This window comes from Rhodococcus sp. IEGM 1318 (genome assembly GCF_033142465.1).
GTDB lineage: Bacteria > Actinomycetota > Actinomycetes > Mycobacteriales > Mycobacteriaceae > Rhodococcus_F > Rhodococcus_F qingshengii_B.
In genome coordinates this window covers 190,400-205,206 of record NZ_JAWLSC010000007.1, presented here as the reverse complement: position 1 = coordinate 205,206, position 14,807 = coordinate 190,400, and the positions used below count along the sequence as shown (strand labels likewise).

General features: G+C 61.4%; 13 protein-coding genes. 2 read left to right on the top strand and 11 right to left on the bottom strand.

Features of this window, described 5'->3' with window-relative positions; all coding sequences use genetic code 11:
- Positions 1-23: 23 nt before the first annotated feature.
- The gene (locus tag R4P65_RS18250; protein ID WP_317827589.1) at positions 24-2,711 is read right to left on the bottom strand and encodes a helix-turn-helix transcriptional regulator; all 2,688 of its coding nucleotides are present in this window, start codon (positions 2,709-2,711) and stop codon (positions 24-26) included.
- Between the two features lie 225 nt (positions 2,712-2,936).
- Here R4P65_RS18250 and R4P65_RS18245 point away from each other — a divergent pair, with 225 nt between their 5' ends.
- On the top strand, positions 2,937-3,839 hold the full coding sequence (locus R4P65_RS18245; RefSeq protein WP_317827588.1) for a hypothetical protein: 903 nt from the start codon (positions 2,937-2,939) through the stop codon (positions 3,837-3,839).
- A gap of 59 nt (positions 3,840-3,898) precedes the next feature.
- A complete protein-coding gene (locus R4P65_RS18240) occupies positions 3,899-4,924 on the top strand; it encodes a hypothetical protein (RefSeq protein WP_317827587.1) in 1,026 nt (341 codons plus the stop codon).
- Here the strand turns inward: R4P65_RS18240 and R4P65_RS18235 are convergent.
- The 10 genes from R4P65_RS18235 to R4P65_RS18190 form a co-directional block, all read right to left on the bottom strand.
- Positions 4,921-5,802, bottom strand: coding sequence for an A/G-specific adenine glycosylase (locus tag R4P65_RS18235; protein WP_317827684.1), 882 nt, complete (start codon positions 5,800-5,802; stop codon positions 4,921-4,923). The genes R4P65_RS18240 and R4P65_RS18235 overlap by 4 nt on opposite strands.
- Before the next feature lie 116 nt (positions 5,803-5,918).
- A complete protein-coding gene (locus R4P65_RS18230; protein ID WP_230816699.1) occupies positions 5,919-6,443 on the bottom strand; it encodes a hypothetical protein in 525 nt (174 codons plus the stop codon).
- Positions 6,440-7,690, bottom strand: a complete 1,251-nt coding sequence (locus tag R4P65_RS18225) for an MlaD family protein (RefSeq protein ID WP_317827586.1) — start codon at positions 7,688-7,690, stop codon at positions 6,440-6,442. Before R4P65_RS18225 ends, R4P65_RS18230 begins: the two co-directional genes overlap by 4 nt.
- The gene (locus R4P65_RS18220) at positions 7,687-8,760 is read right to left on the bottom strand and encodes an MCE family protein (protein ID WP_317827585.1); all 1,074 of its coding nucleotides are present in this window, start codon (positions 8,758-8,760) and stop codon (positions 7,687-7,689) included. The genes R4P65_RS18225 and R4P65_RS18220 overlap by 4 nt, the downstream gene beginning before the upstream one ends.
- Positions 8,760-9,839 carry an MCE family protein gene (locus R4P65_RS18215; protein ID WP_317827584.1) on the bottom strand — a complete coding sequence of 360 codons (1,080 nt, stop codon included), beginning with the start codon at positions 9,837-9,839 and terminating at the stop codon, positions 8,760-8,762. The genes R4P65_RS18220 and R4P65_RS18215 overlap by 1 nt, the downstream gene beginning before the upstream one ends.
- Positions 9,836-10,828: an MCE family protein gene (locus R4P65_RS18210; RefSeq protein ID WP_317827583.1), complete on the bottom strand. Its 993-nt coding sequence runs from the start codon at positions 10,826-10,828 to the stop codon at positions 9,836-9,838. Before R4P65_RS18210 ends, R4P65_RS18215 begins: the two co-directional genes overlap by 4 nt.
- Positions 10,825-11,835: an MlaD family protein gene (locus R4P65_RS18205; protein ID WP_317827582.1), complete on the bottom strand. Its 1,011-nt coding sequence runs from the start codon at positions 11,833-11,835 to the stop codon at positions 10,825-10,827. The genes R4P65_RS18210 and R4P65_RS18205 overlap by 4 nt, the downstream gene beginning before the upstream one ends.
- Positions 11,832-13,052, bottom strand: a complete 1,221-nt coding sequence (locus R4P65_RS18200; protein WP_317827580.1) for an MCE family protein — start codon at positions 13,050-13,052, stop codon at positions 11,832-11,834. The genes R4P65_RS18205 and R4P65_RS18200 overlap by 4 nt, the downstream gene beginning before the upstream one ends.
- On the bottom strand, positions 13,013-13,858 hold the full coding sequence (locus R4P65_RS18195; RefSeq protein ID WP_095970882.1) for an MlaE family ABC transporter permease: 846 nt from the start codon (positions 13,856-13,858) through the stop codon (positions 13,013-13,015). The genes R4P65_RS18200 and R4P65_RS18195 overlap by 40 nt, the downstream gene beginning before the upstream one ends.
- Positions 13,858-14,697, bottom strand: a complete 840-nt coding sequence (locus R4P65_RS18190) for an MlaE family ABC transporter permease (protein ID WP_317827579.1) — start codon at positions 14,695-14,697, stop codon at positions 13,858-13,860. Before R4P65_RS18190 ends, R4P65_RS18195 begins: the two co-directional genes overlap by 1 nt.
- Positions 14,698-14,807: the final 110 nt, after the last annotated feature.

Here is a 14,807-nt window from a genome sequence, read left to right as displayed (position 1 = left end):
TCCGAATCAGATCCGACCCGGGACTACAGCAGGCGCAGTTGGCGTGCCTTCGTGATCGCTTCGTTTCGATTGTGTACGTCGAGCTTCTTGTAGAGAGTGCGTAGTTGAGTCTTGACGGTGTTGACGGAGACGTACAGTTTGTCCGCCATCGCGGCCGACCCCATTCCGATCGCCAGGAGTGAGAGGCCCATCTGTTCGCGTTCGGTCAGCTCCACGATGTGCACGAATTCCGGAAAGGATTCAGCCCGAGGCGTTTTCGCGAATTCGGCGAGTGCTCGCGAATTCGACTTCGCCATCGATTCGAGTTTCTCGACGTCCGCCGATGAGATGGTCGCGAACGAACGCAGAAGTCCGGTCTGATCCGCGATACTGCAGGCTCTGGACCATTCCTGCGCCGCGAGGCGCGGCTCACCCAATCTGGAGTGTGCAACCGCTTGCACCAGAAGCGATTCCATCTGTGCTCGCGGATACGACTCGCCGGACCAGTCGAACTGGTGGCAGAGGGCGACCGCGGCTTCGTTCTGGCCGATCCGCTGCCGTAGGCGTGCCACCGACGTGAGGGTCCACGGATTGGCGGCAGGATCGATGATCTCCTTGGCCAGTGCTACGGCATTGTTCCCCTGTCCGAGAGCGAGCAGGAGATCGATCTCGGCGGATTGCATCAGTGGGAGTGCGAAAGATGTAGCCGTGTACTGCTTGGAATGTGCTTCGATCGCATTGTGGAGCAACAGTAGTGCCGCAGTGTGGTCGCCGGAGGTCAAGGCGAATTGGCAGTGCGCATAGACGACGAATGCCCACAGTTCCTCGGTGTCGGAAGGAAAACCGAGTTCTGTCAGTGTCCCACGTGCGTCGTCGAAGACGAGTGTGTCGAGAGCCGTTAGCGCCCGTGCTGTCAGGCCGGCGATCTTGACCACAGGTTCGAGCCAACCGCCAGGATCCGGATGCTTTTGCTCGAGTTCGAACCAGTATGCGGCCTGGCGAGGCTCGCCAGCCAGCGCCCAATTCAGTGCGGCACTACCCGCGGAGTTGCGAGCGATGAAGTCGACTCCGTGAGACAGTGCGCCGTGGTATGCCATTCGGGCCTTGATCGTGGATTCGGTGAGCCTGCCGCTCAATTGGAAATTGATCGCCCATTGAAGCCGCATGAGAGGGAGCTGTGCACTGACCGCTTCCGGGTTGTTCTCCAGCGCACTGCGACTGAGGTGAGACAGGCGCCGGGTGGTTTCTGCTGCGAGCCCGTACTCGCCGGCCATCCTGAGCATGATCGATTGAACGCAGGCAATGCTCAAGGCGTCCTTCGCGCCGGCTTCAGCGCCGAGATCCCACAGTTCTGCCGGCGATTCGGGTAGCAAGTCGACTACCGTCGAGCGCTCGCTCGGATGCATCGTGAACAGTGCGCGCCCCGCCTCCACAGCAGAGTGTTTGTCTGCAGCTTCCGCCGGAATCCGTTGGAGGGCAGAGCGAACCGAGTCCAGGCTGTGGACGATCATCGTCACCCAGTGTTGCTCGACGATGTCTACGGCCAGGGTCCAGTTCTGTGCCTCGACAGCGTAGTCCAGTGCCGACGCGTGATGACCGTGGTCGAGTCGGTTATGCGCGAGGAATGAAAGACGTTGCGCCGGATCGATTCCAGCGCGGGTGTGGCGCGCGAGTATCGATCGACGGATTGCAGGCGGCAACTCCCATGTTTCTTCGGCTTCGGTCTCGACCCGCGACAACAATCCGGCTGTCTCCAGTATCGCCAGGCGCACGCGAACCTGATGAACGGTCTCGGCATCCTCAGGGTGTTGGGACTCGAACAGCATTGCGGCGATGTCGACGGTGATCGATCGCGCAAAGGCCGTCGCGAGCAGGAACTCGAGTTGTTTCACGTGATCAGCGGTCGTGAGAACGGATTTGTTCACGTAGTCGTCTATCGCCTGCGCGATGTTCTTCCTGATCATCTGCTCGCGGTTGCGGCTACCCGATGCCTGGACGGCGGGAACGGCGACGCGAACCAGCGCTGGCAGCCCACCCGTCAGGGATGTGATTTGTTCGGCATCACCGTCAGTCGTGTGTACGTCAGCTTGTGCGAGCAAATGGGCGGTATCGGCTTTCGTGAACAACAGCTCACTCGCGCTTATCACCTCGTGGTCGGTGTCGAGCAGGTACGGCTCGCAGAACATGCCGAAGCCCGAGAGCGTGACCACGAGGTCCAGGTTGTGGCAGAGGGTGAGGAGTTCGATCAACTGATCGTCCAACTCTGGTTCCGATATCAGATCCGGCCTGATCAGCACGAGCAGTACGGGGCGGCTGAGGGCGTTCAGTGATTTGGCGACAGCGGTGAAAGGATCGGCGAGATCGTCGACGTCGGGCAGTGCGATTCCGGCAGCGTGGATTCGATCGAGAACAACGGCCCAGAAATCTTCGAGTGTCGACGAGGGCTGTGGGGCCGAGACCCACACGAGTACTCGTTCGGATGCCAGGTGAGCGCGCAGCCACGATGCGATCAATGACGATTTCCCGTGGCCGTTCGGTGCACGGACGATGGTCAGGGCGGCACGTCGGTCAAGTTTTTTGAAGAGCGCTTGCCGGGGAATCGACGTCGCGAGAGTGCGCCTTTCGGGAATAGCTGCCCAGTCGTGGCCGTCCATCCCGAACATCAGCGCGGACCCTTTCTGCTTTCGCGCCCCGCAGTGATTGAAGAGTTTGGGCGGATTGTCTCGATCCATCTATCTACAGGGAGGAGCGTAGCTGGTGCGAATCCAGAGCGTGCCATCCCGGGCAATTCACCCGGGAATTCACCCTGGGTGAGGGAAGTTCACCCACACAATCACGCCGTCACCATTGGCTTTCGAGTCCCTCGAGCGACTTCTATTGAACGTAGCTCGGGATTCGCCAAATGTAGCCGCGAGCGCCTGTCGGGGGCCCCGAGAGTCAGACATCGAAGGAGCGTCGTGAGAACTCGTCTGTCAGAGGTGTGGTCGGAGGCCGTTGTCGTCGGACTCCGGCCGAGAGCGTGGCGCCGAGGTATCGGCATAGTTGTCGTGACGGGAGCCCTGGTGGTCGGCGCTGCTGCGCTCGGCGTGCTTCCGATGCAGTCGGATGTTCGATTGGCGGCTGAGAGAGAGTTCGTGCCTCCCTTCACCGTCGAGCTGACGGCGATTGACGGTGCGCCGCCCTTCGATTCCACTGACGGTCCAGGGCTCGATTCGGGACCGTCCAACGGCATTATCCGAGAGGGTGATCCGGTGACGTATGTCATCGACATCGGTGTCCGGGGCAATCCGCTCTCCGACGTGGTCGTGCAACTTCCGGTGCCTCGAGGTTTCGTTCTGCCGTCCGTGCCTGACTACTGCGGAGACGGCTCGGGTGTCGACGAGTTCGGGTTACATTGCCTGATAGGCAATCTGGAAGCGGACCGGTACTTCACCCGAACGGCGACGATGACTGCGGGAAAGCGGGTAGACGCCGACGGTCTACCGATCGCTGCACTGGTCACCGCAGATCAGGGGGCGGTTCGCGTGCGGTCGGGCGATGTCACCGTGCGGGTGGCGACCACCGCGGGAGTGTGTGATCCACACGGGATTTCTGTTGGTGGTCAGAGAAGCCAGGGGACTGCTGTCTCGGCAGATGGACGAATTTCAGGTCTGGTGACATCGGGCATCTCGGAGGCGGTGGTGATCAACGGCGTCGATCAATGCGGGCACGCGACAGCGCGGACGGTGAAACCATTCGAGGGTCACTTCTCGTTTGTCGGACTACTACCGGGGACGTATCGCGTCACGGTCGACGGCCGAGCGCCGGTGGACGTAGTGCTGGAACCAGGTGCAATGGCGGTCGGTGGCCTGACGTTCTGATACAGCTTCGCAGGAATGGCAACACTCGTAACAGTCAGTAGCAGTCGATGGAGGATCCAGTGCGTGAAAGCCTGGGCGTTGTATTCGAAAATCAGTCAATTTCAACAGCTCTCGTAGATGCGGACACACCCCTTCTGGGCTCGATCGACGAGTTCCGTCACCCCTGGGGTGCAGACGGGACTGTTCCCTCTCCGCAAGCGTCGGCGCGCGCACTCGCCTCCGCCGCCGAGGTCGCTACCGGTCGAGCCCTGCGCTCGAATCTGTGTCCCACGGTCGTCGGAGTGATGTGCGAGCGTGCGGACGTGCGCGAACTTGTCTCGGATTCGTTGTCCTCCAGTCCTTTCGAGAACGTCGAGTTGGTCAACGGTCTCGACGCACGGCTTGCCTACTTGCGGACGGTCGACGCCCTGAATGGTGTTTCGCCGATTCTCGCGTTCTGGCCGGACGGCGGTGAGACCGTGATCGCGGCCGTCGACCCGAGAGCAGGCGTCGTGGACTCGGCGCATCGTTACGACACCGCTGAGTTGCTTGCGGACAGCTCGACATTTGCTGCGACATTGGATCTCCTCGTCGCCGAACGAGACCCTGCGCCCAAGATGCTCGTCGCGATGCTCGTGAAGGAAGACTCTCGACAGCCGTCCGCGGAAGCCGCTGAACTGGCAGGTCTCGGCTTCCTGTTTCTCGGCGAGCGGACCCAACTGGCGATAGGCGCTGCGCTGGTAGCGGCCGATCGCGGAAGCAAAGTTCGGTCCGGTGGCGGCATGGCTGTCCGGCCCGTCAACAGGGTCCGGTGGGCGGCGGCAATAGTACTGCCGCTTCTACTCATGCTGACGGGGTTGCTGATCGCGCTGTCCCCAGACGGGTCGCGCGCGGTGTCCACGGATCGCCCGAACGTCGGCGCCGAGCCGACGACTTCGATCAGTGGGCCTCCCCCCGGCGCTGACCTACAGATTCCGACACTTGCACCTTGCGACCCGGTCGTGCCTGCCGTTCCTGCTGTACTTCGGCGTTCTGATCCGGAAGTCGCACCGCTCCAGACCGACGAACCCACAGCCGAAGAATGCAACCCGCTGCGAGCCGGCTAAGCCGTACCCTCTCCGGCCAGCGCAAACAAGCCGTCATCGGTTTGCTCGACCAGTCCGTCGACCAGCAGTGAATGCAGTGCGCGGTCACGCTGACCCGGATCGGTCGGCCAGACGATGTCGAGTTGCGCGCGCTCGACCGGACGGTGACTCTCGCGAAGAACGGCCATCAATTTTCCACGAACCTGGCGATCGGTGCCCGCGAACTTCTGCACCTTCCTGGGCGGTCCGGTGTGTGCCGGTTTGCCCGACGCGACCCACGCGCAGTTCGGCAAAGGGCAGTTTTCGCAGTTCGGTGTCCGCGCAGTGCAGATCAGTGCGCCGAGTTCCATGAGAGCTGCGCTGTAGGTAGCGGCGCGCGCTCGCGCCTTCGGTAGAAGTGCCGCAACGTCGGCGAGGTCGCGCGTGTTGGATGGATTGCCAGGTTCCGCATTGCCATGTACGGCCCGCGCAACTACGCGTCGTACGTTGGTGTCCACTACCGGTACTCGCTGTCCGTAGGCGAAGCACGCCACGGCGCGGGCGGTGTACGAACCGATTCCCGGCAGCGAGAGCAGGATGTCGACGTCTTCTGGCACCACGTCACCGTGCTCGGACGCCAGGACGCCGGCGCATTGGTGGAGGCGTAACGCGCGTCGCGGGTAACCGAGTTTGCCCCACGCGCGAAGCACTTCTGCCTGACTGGACGCTGCCATCGCCGACGGAACCGGCCAGCGCTCTACCCACTCTTCCCAGATAGGCGCAACGCGCACCACCGGAGTCTGCTGGAGCATGATCTCGCTCATCAGGATCTGCCAGGCACTGACGCCCGCACGTCGCCACGGCAGGTCACGGGCCGTATCGGAGTACCACTTCAGCAGCACCGAAGATTCCACTGCCACCGCTACCGACACACTCCTCGAACCTGCGCTCCCGGCCGACGAAGGACACGTCGACTTGTGGAGGCCACTTTATCGGCAGGCGCCGACACGGCTGTATGTGACGCCAGACCTCCGGGTTACAACAACTGCACGTTGCTCAGTTTCCACTCGCCGTCCTCGCGGACCAGCGAAAGTTGCATGCGGTTGCGGTCGATCCTCGGATCGGGGGAGTTGGTGTTGGTGATCGTTTGATCGAGGAAAACGAGTACTTCGGCGTTGTCGCGGTCACTGCTCGCCAGCCCGGCCGAGATGATCTGCGCGGACGAGGTCGCTTGATACTGCACGATCATGTTCTGCAGGTTGGCTGCCACCTGGGCGTATTGGCCGGCGAACTCTCCGACGGAGTTGTCGCGCACCACGGAGAGATTCTGATCGAGATTCCCGAAGTTGTAGGTCGCGAGGTCGGTGGCGAATTGCCGCCCGCTCTCCAATGCGCTGGTGCGGGCGTCATCGTCGACGGATTTCTGCCAGGTCGCGAATGCACCCCATCCGAGTGCAGCGACCACGACCAGGACTCCGGCAGCGATCAGCATGCTCTGCTTGCGAAGGCGTGTGGGCTTGTCGACGATTGCGGAGGTTTGGGGTTCGGATGGCTCGGTCATTGCGTTCCTTGTACTAGTAGTGCGGCAAACGAGTTGTCGCCGAGAACGGTGTTCTGACCACCGTTGAGGCCCAGACGAATCGATGATCCGCCACCCGTAGCGACTGTGCCGACGGCAGGATCGTATTCAGCGACCCCGTCGATCGTTCCAGTGTTTGCTCCGGTTCCGGTGGGGATGTTCTGCGAACCTCGGTTCTGGATGCGGCCCGACTGGTCCGTGCAGTGTTGGTTCTTGTCGATTGTGGTCGGTGAGGTGTCCTGTACCGATCGCCGGGGTGTGTCGTAGAGGCAGACCGGACCGAGTGCTGTGATCAGATCAAGTTGCGCGCGTCCGTCTTTGACGATGCTTCCGAACTTCTCGAAGCCTTTCGGGACCACCACCAACAGGGCGTCGACGGCAGGCATCCGTGCGGTGACGATCTGCGTGGAGACGAGGGAATTGGCCAACAGCAGACTGAACGGTTCACGGCTCTGCTCGATGAGAGGGAGTAGCTGATTGTCGAGAACGCTCGGGCTTCGATCTAGGAGTGTGCGCAGTTGCGGATCGGAGTTTCGTACCTGATCTGTCAATTGGCGAAGTGTGAGTGCAACTTCGGGAAGAGCGTCGACGTTGTCTTCGTTCGCGGCGAAGAGTGAACGCGAATTCTGTACGAGTGTGTTGACTTGCGGTTGATCGGCTCGGACAGTGCGCGCGAGTACGTCGAAGTTGTCGACGAGCGCCTGCAGATCCGGACCCAATCCGTTCAATCCCTCACCGAGTTCGTGCGAGAGGGTTCGCAGGTCTGCCGGATCGACGGTGTCGGCAGCAGCGTTGAAATTCGCAATCACGGTTCCCAACGCGACCGGGATCGAAGTGCGCTCAGTCGGAACAACCGAACCTTCAACCAGATACGGGCCGCCGTCGGTCTGCGAGGACAACTGAACTTTCACTACCGGAACGGCGGTGTCCTGGCTGATGGCCACATGCGAATCGTTGGGGATCTGTTGGTCGGCGGCGATGCTCAACGTCATCACGACGAGGTCCCGGGCAGAGTCCACCTCCACCGACTCGACGTCGCCGACGGTGACTCCGCGATAGGCCACTTCCGAACCCGGAGCGATTCCGGCTGCGTTCTCCAATTCGACGGTGACCGACAATGTTCCGGTGAAGGGATCTCCAGCACCTACTTGTCGGAGCACGTACGTAGTGCTGACCACCGCGATGAGGAGAAAGGCGACGATTTCGAAATAGACAGTTCGGTTCTTCATCGTGTGCCTCCTTGCAGGGGTGTCGTGATCGGCAGCTCCCGGTCGGAGGCCGGCCGAGGTGGCAGTGGCGGTGCGGCACCGGGAATGATCTCGTTGAGCACTCCGGTCACGGTTCCCTCGAGATCGACGTCGAGGTCGATGTTCACGTAGTCACCTGGGCTGGCGCGTTCGAGGAGCACTCTCGCGTTGTCCAGGTTGGCCATCGTCTCACCCAGTGTCGGCTCCATCGCCGAGAACTGGTCGAGGATGGGTGAGAGTCGATCGGTGATGTCGGAAATCTGGTCGGCCGACTGATCGAGTACGGAATTGGTTGCGGTACTGAGTCTGTCGGTCTCATCGAGAAGATCCAGCAGTGGTTGCCGTTGGTCGGAGACGACACCCAAGGCAGGGGTGAGTGCGCGCAACCCTTCGTCGATGGTGGCGCTCTCGTCACCGATCAGAGTGCTGAGCCGATTCAGTGAGTCCAGGGCCGAGTTGATCGATTCCTTTCGGTTTTCGAGTGTTCCGAGAAAACCATCGAGGCGTGCAAGCAGATCGCGGATCGTCTCGTCCCTGCCGTCGAGAATCTGATCAGCCTCGCTGACGATGTTCTTGACCTGAGCCAACCCACTGCCGTTCAACAGAGTTCCGACGGCGCCGAGTAGTTGTGCGACGTCGGGCCCGCGCACGGTCTCCGATCGCTTGATGGTGGAACCTGGTTCGAGGATGGGTCCGGCCGCATCGGCCGGAACTTCGAGGTTGACGAATGCATCGCCGATCGGGGTGGACAGCTCGATTCGGGCGCGGGTTCCGATGGGTAGTTCGATGTCGGACTCGATGTCGGTATGGACGACGGCGGCAAAGGTTTCCGCGCTCATCGAGGTGACTTTGCCGACCACGGCCTGCCCGATCCGTACCTCGCCGCCGACGGGAAGTAGTGACGCGTCAGCGAATTCCATGTTCAACGGGTACGACTGTCCTGGCAGCCCGCGCCCGAGGGGGAGATGCTGGAAATTGAGACTGCAGCCGGTCAATGGTGCTGCGATGGCAAGTGCCACAACAATGCTCGTCACGGACCTGTTCGACGCCATCAGTTGCCTCCACCCAAGATGCGTGCCAACTCGGAACTGCCTGCGGAAGGGAATTCGATCGGATTGACGATTCCCGGCCCGGTGCACAGTGGAATCGGCATCTTCTCGCACAGTGCTCGCGTCGTGTCGAACTGTGAGAGATCGGTGGCGATGTCCAAGCGGCCGCGTGCTCTGCCGTCTTCGGTGACGAGGTTGGCCACGTTCTCGAATCCCGTTGGTGCCGTTTCGATGATCTCGCGCAGTTGGTCCTGCTTGGTCGCTACTGCTCCGGTCAACTGTGCGAGCGCACCCAGGTCGGCGGTGACTGTCTCGCCGTGTTCGGCGAGTAGCGACGAGACCTGTCCGAGCAACGTGGTCAAGGAATCGAGCGCCCCGCTGATGTCTTCGCGTTGTTCACTGAACGCGCGGGCGGTCACTGTCACCGAGTTCGACAGCGAATCGACCTGGGTCTGGTTGTCCGCGATCAACTGCACAATGGTGTTCAGGTTCTTCACCAGCTCGGAGATGTCAGGACTTGCACCCGCCAGCACCGAGCTTGCCTGTGAGATGGACTGCACGGCATCGTGAAATGCTTGCCCGTTGCCGTGCACCGCGTGGGCGCCTTCTCCGATGAGGTCGCCGATCCCACCGCCGTCGGCGCCGGGGCCGAGCGCGACCGTCAGTTCGTTCACCGAAGCAGTGAGCTGGTCCCACGTCAGAGGAGAGTGAGTGCGTGCGAGAGGGATCACGGCGCCGTTGGTAAGGAACTCACCGTCTTCGTAGCCGGGGCCGAGTTCGATTGTGCGGTCACTGATGACCGAGGGAGAGAGGACCCAGGCCTGCGCGTCGGCTGGCACGCGTGTTCCGGGTGGCAGGCTCAGGGTCACCCGTACCCGGGGCCCGTCCGGTGTGACGCTCTCGACTCTCCCACTGGGAACTCCCAGAATTGTCACCGTGTTGCCGGTGAAGATGGCATCGGTGGAGGTGAATTCGGCAGTGAGAGTGAGTCGGTGCTCGTCACGCGTGACGAACAGGATAGCGCCGATCGCGCAGATCACTATTGCGGCCAGGACAGCGAGTTTCTTGACGGTCATGGTCATCGGCACCCCTGAACAAGCCCTACGACGCACAACCAGTTGTCCGGGATGAGCGTGGAGGGTGAGTTGAGATCGAGCCAGTTGCCGTTGCCGGTCGCGTTGGTGACGTAGCGGACGCTGGGCGCGAAGTTGTCGAGCAGCGTGGTCAGCGATTGTTCGTTCTCGGACAGAACTCCCGTCACCTCGTGGATGTCTCCCATGACCGAGTCGACCAAAGCCTGGTTGTCACCGAGGAACTGGGCAATGGTGGTACTCAACTGATTCAGGTCTTGTACAAGGGCGTTCAACACGTCCCGTCGGTCGGCGATCGTGGCCATCACCAGATCTGCGTTTCCCAGAAGGGTGTGCAGAGTGTCCTTCTGCTCGATGAGGGTTGTCGTGGTCTGCTGCGCCCCGGTGAGAAGGGAGCGCAGTGCATTGTCGTTGTCGTTGACGACCCCGGAGAGTGCGTCGATTCCCTCGAGTGAGCGGCGGATGAGTTCGGGATCGTTCGGTGAGTTGTCGGAGACCACGGTCAGCATGTTTCGCAGTTGTTGCAGATCAAGGTTTTCCGACGTGGATTGTGCGCTGCGTCCGAGATCGTCGAGAGTGAACGGAACACTGGTGTTCGTGATGGGGATGGTCGAACCTGCGGGCAACGAGCGCGATCCGTTCGGAGTGATGTCGAGCGAGCGTCGGCCGAGCAGAGTCGAGATCTTGATGTCCGCACGCGAGTCTTTGCCGAGACTGACGCCGTCGTCGAGTCGGAAAGTGACGTCAACGGAGTTGCCACTGACCGCCAACGAGATGACTACCCCGCTCGGAACTCCTGCGACGTTGACCGTATCGTCCTGCGTCAACCCGGTGGCGTTGGCAAATACGGCGTGATACTCGTTGGTTTTGACCTTCAAGATCAGTTGAGGGACAACAAGTGCGGCCAGGACGACACCGACTCCGACGAGAATGCAGATGATTCCGTTGCGGACCGGGTTCTTGACGGTGAGCCAGTTCATCGACATACCGCCGAGCGCTCAGGACCACCCAGTGACACCGATTGGCCCAATGCACTGAGTTGGAAGTTGCAGATGTAGATGTTCGCCCAACTGCCGTAGCTCATTGCGATTCCCAACTGGGAGAACAGTTGATCGAAGGCGGTGATACCTGTCGCGAGCGAGTCTCGATTGTCGACGACGGCGCGGGCCGACTGATCGATGGAAGTCAGTGTTCCCGTCAAGTCAGGCTCGACCCGCGTGACCAAGTCCTGAAGGGAAGAGGTCAGGGCACCTGCGGAATCCACTGCGGCCGAGATATGTTGGCGGTCCTGTGCCAAACCGCCCACCAGTGTGTCGAGGGTGTTGATCATCTCGACGAAGTTGGGTCGATTCGTCGTGGTGACGGTCAGTACCCGGTCGAGGTTGGTCAGTAGCTGGTCCAGGATTGCGTCGCGGGACGTCAAGTTCTCGGTGACGGCAACTGTGCGCTCGAGCAGGCTTTCGATGGTGGAACCTTGTCCTTGGAATACCTGGACGATGTGTCCGGCAAGCTCGTTGACTTCTGCGGGGTCGAGTGCGTCGAACAGTGGTCGGAAGTCGCCGAGGATGTCGGTGAGGTCGATCGCCGGCTGAGTCTGTTCCACCGGAATGGTGGCCCCGGGGGAGATGTAGTTGCCGGTTGCTCGTTCGTCTGGGTCTGATTCGATTGAAATCGTCCGCGCCCCCAACAGATCCGCATACCTCACCACTGCTCGACCGTCGGTCGGAATGCGTTGTGTGGATTCGAGTTGGAAGCCGACGACGGCTTGATTGTTCACCAACTCGACGCTCTCGACGCGCCCGACTCGGACCCCGGCGATCTGTACGTCGCTGCCCGTGACCAGACCGGAGGCATTGACGAAGACGGCCTGGTACTGCGAACTCGGCCCGGAGACGGGGTTGATCAGGGTGCTCACCACGATCACGGTGGCCAGAATCGACAGTGCAGCAAACACTCCGAATCTGATCAGAGACTTCTTCACGCTCATTCGCCCACCACCGTCGTGCCACGAAGTACCGGCCCGGCCACCAGAGTGTCCAACGCTGTACCGCCCTGAGTGAGAGCTGCGATCAGCGACTGTTCGACGGGACTGCCGACCGGTCCGACTGTTCCACCGAACGCGGCTGCGGCGGCAGGGCAGTTGGGGCCGCGGGCCGCGTCGTATTGTGGGCAGTCGGTTTTGCCGTACGGGTACAGATCTGTGACGGACAGGCGCAGGTCGGTGCTCAGCCATGGGCCCTGCGCCAACGCCGGCGGAAGCTTGATCGTGAGATTGCGCAAGCCGGTGTAGAAGGTGGTGATGTGGTCGGGTCGTGAAGTGATTGCGCCGGTGAGGGAATCGGAGTCGTCGATCACTGTGATCATGCGGTCACGATTGTCACCGATCACAGTCGCGGCAGCAGAACCCGTGCTGGTACCGGCTCGCAGAAGCGACGCCAATCCGTCGGATTTCTCGACGACGGTTTTGGATGTGGTGATGGAGTTCTCGAATGCGGCGAGAATGTCCGGCGCACTCGACGAGAGACTGTCGGCGAGGGTGGCGATGTCGTCGAGGTCGTCACCGAGCCCGTCGATGACCGGCTGCGCACCGACCAACGCGTGGTGAACGGAATCGAGAGATTCACCGATCTGGTTTCCCTTGCCGCTCATCGCGTCCGAGACTGCCGTGAGCGCGACGTTGATGTCGGCGGGGTCGAGGGAAGAAACGAGCGAGTAGATCCGCGAGATCGATTGGTAGAGCTGGACCGCGACCTCGGACTGATCCGAGACCAACTCCGTACCCGGCGCGAGAGCAGGGCCACGGGAGAGTCCGTCGGGTTGAATCAGGTCTACGAAGAAGTCGCCGAAGATGTTGCGGGGCATCAGCCGCACCTGGCTTGTCGACGGTATGTCCTCGAACGCACCCTCGTCGATTGCGAGTGAGACGGTGGACGCGGTGGTGCCCGGCTCGATGTCGGCCACCGAACCGACGACGACGCCGCGGTACTGAACCGAGGATCCGACTCGCAGCGCACCGGCGCTGGCGGGGACGACGGCACTGACCTGCGGTGCGGAACTGAACGTGTCCGTACCTCTGCTGAACAAGAAGACATAGGCGACGATCAGCGCGGCGACCGCAAGTAAACCACGCAGTGACAACGCAATTCGACTGGTGCCGGTGACGATCATCCGGTCAACCCGGGTACCTGAGGTTTGAGTCCCCACAGCGCGATGGTCATGGCGACGTCGGTGAAGGCCAGGAAGACGATGCTGGTGCGCAGCGCTCGCCCGGCTGCTCGGCCGACGCCTTCAGGTCCACCCGTCGCGGTGTAGCCGTAGTAGCAGTGCACGAGGGTCACGACGACCGCGAACACCATGACTTTTATCAAGGACAACCAGATGTCGTTGGGAGAGAGAAAAAGACTGAAGTAGTACCCGTACGTTCCCTCGGACTGACCTTTGACCCGGATCACCGCAAGCGCCGTTGCCATATACGAGGCAAACAGGCCGACGAGGTACAGCGGGACCACCGCGATGAGTGCCGCGATCATTCGGGTGGTGACCAGATACCGGAGTGAGGGAATCGCCATGACCTCGAGAGCGTCGATTTCCTCGGAGATCCGCATGGCGCCGAGTTGCGCGGTGAATCCGGTTCCGACTTTGGCTGCCAAGGTGATTGCGGCAACGAGCGGTGCGACCTCGCGAGTGTTCGCGATGGCGGACATCACCCCCGACAGTGGAGCGAGGCCGACGAGGTTGAGCCCGCGGTAACCCTCGAGGCCGATCTGGGAACCGGCGAAGAACGAGATCGCGAAGATGACGACGACGCTGCCGCCGCCGGCGAGCAGGGTGCCCGAACCGAATGCCACCTGTGCAACCAGACGGGCAACTTCACGCCAGTAGCGCTTGAGGGTTGCCGGAATCGAGGTGATCACGCGCGCGTGGAAGGTGAACTGATCGCCGAGTCGACTCAATCCGTCGACGGTGCGCGAACTGACCCGCTTGGCACGAATTGCGATGGGAAGGTGCATCAATAGGCACCTTTCACCGAGACGAACAGCGGGTAGAACTGGGTGATCGCGAGGTTGGCGACGAACACGAGGACAAACGAGAGCACCACGGTCTCGTTGACGGCATCGCCGACGCCTTGGGCTCCACGCTTGACGGTCAAGCCCTTGTAGCAGGCCACGATTCCCGAGATGAGAGCAAAGGCAACGGCTTTGATGCCGGAGACGACGAAGTCGCTGGGTTGACTGAATTGGACGAGATTGCGTAGGAAGCTCTGTGCGTTACCGTCGAGTATCAGGACGTGAACGAAGAGACTTGCACCCAAACCGATTACGAGAACTATCGAATTCAGTAGGAGGCAGACGATCGCGATCGCGATCATCCGGGGCACGACCAGGCGTTCGAGCACGGGTAGACCTAGTACTTCGAGCGCATCGATTTCCTCGCGGATCGTTCGCGCGCCCAAGTCTGCGCAGATCGCAGAACCACCGACGCCGGCAATGATCAGGGCGCACACCAGAGGCCCGGCCTGTCCGATGATGAGGAACGCGACCACGGCACCGCTGTACGCACCCGCGCCGATTTGATCTGCCAGCGCACCGATCTGCAGCGCCACTCCCACACCGAGGGGAATCATCACCAGAGCAGACGCGACGGAGGTGACGTGGGCGAGAAACCACATCTGGTCGAGCGCTTCACGCCAGGCGAGGCGCCTGCGTCGCAGGGTCGTGACCGCAGCAACGCATACGCGAACGGTGAAGGTGAACAGCAGTCCGATCTCGGAGAGCAGGTTCGAGAACATGTTCGTCTTGGCGGGGGAGGCAGGTGTTGCGTCCCCGGTTTTTCCAAGTTCGGTGCTCACGCCATCCCCCCTTTCCGGCCGAATCGTTCTGGTCGGGTTTCTTAGATCACACTCGGAAGCTAGAAGTGCTCCAGGTCACGTTCGGAGACGGTATCAGGAAACTGACTCTG

What these genes read in the sequence shown, in the direction of transcription:
- R4P65_RS18250 (WP_317827589.1), bottom strand. Translation starts at nt 2,711, where the DNA reads ATGGATCGAGACAATCCGCCCAAACTCTTCAATCACTGCGGGGCGCGA.
- R4P65_RS18230 (WP_230816699.1), bottom strand. Translation starts at nt 6,443, where the DNA reads ATGACCGAGCCATCCGAACCCCAAACCTCCGCAATCGTCGACAAGCCC.
- R4P65_RS18225 (WP_317827586.1), bottom strand. Translation starts at nt 7,690, where the DNA reads ATGAAGAACCGAACTGTCTATTTCGAAATCGTCGCCTTTCTCCTCATC.
- R4P65_RS18220 (WP_317827585.1), bottom strand. Translation starts at nt 8,760, where the DNA reads ATGGCGTCGAACAGGTCCGTGACGAGCATTGTTGTGGCACTTGCCATC.
- R4P65_RS18215 (WP_317827584.1), bottom strand. Translation starts at nt 9,839, where the DNA reads ATGACCATGACCGTCAAGAAACTCGCTGTCCTGGCCGCAATAGTGATC.
- R4P65_RS18210 (WP_317827583.1), bottom strand. Translation starts at nt 10,828, where the DNA reads ATGAACTGGCTCACCGTCAAGAACCCGGTCCGCAACGGAATCATCTGC.
- R4P65_RS18205 (WP_317827582.1), bottom strand. Translation starts at nt 11,835, where the DNA reads ATGAGCGTGAAGAAGTCTCTGATCAGATTCGGAGTGTTTGCTGCACTG.
- R4P65_RS18195 (WP_095970882.1), bottom strand. Translation starts at nt 13,858, where the DNA reads ATGCACCTTCCCATCGCAATTCGTGCCAAGCGGGTCAGTTCGCGCACC.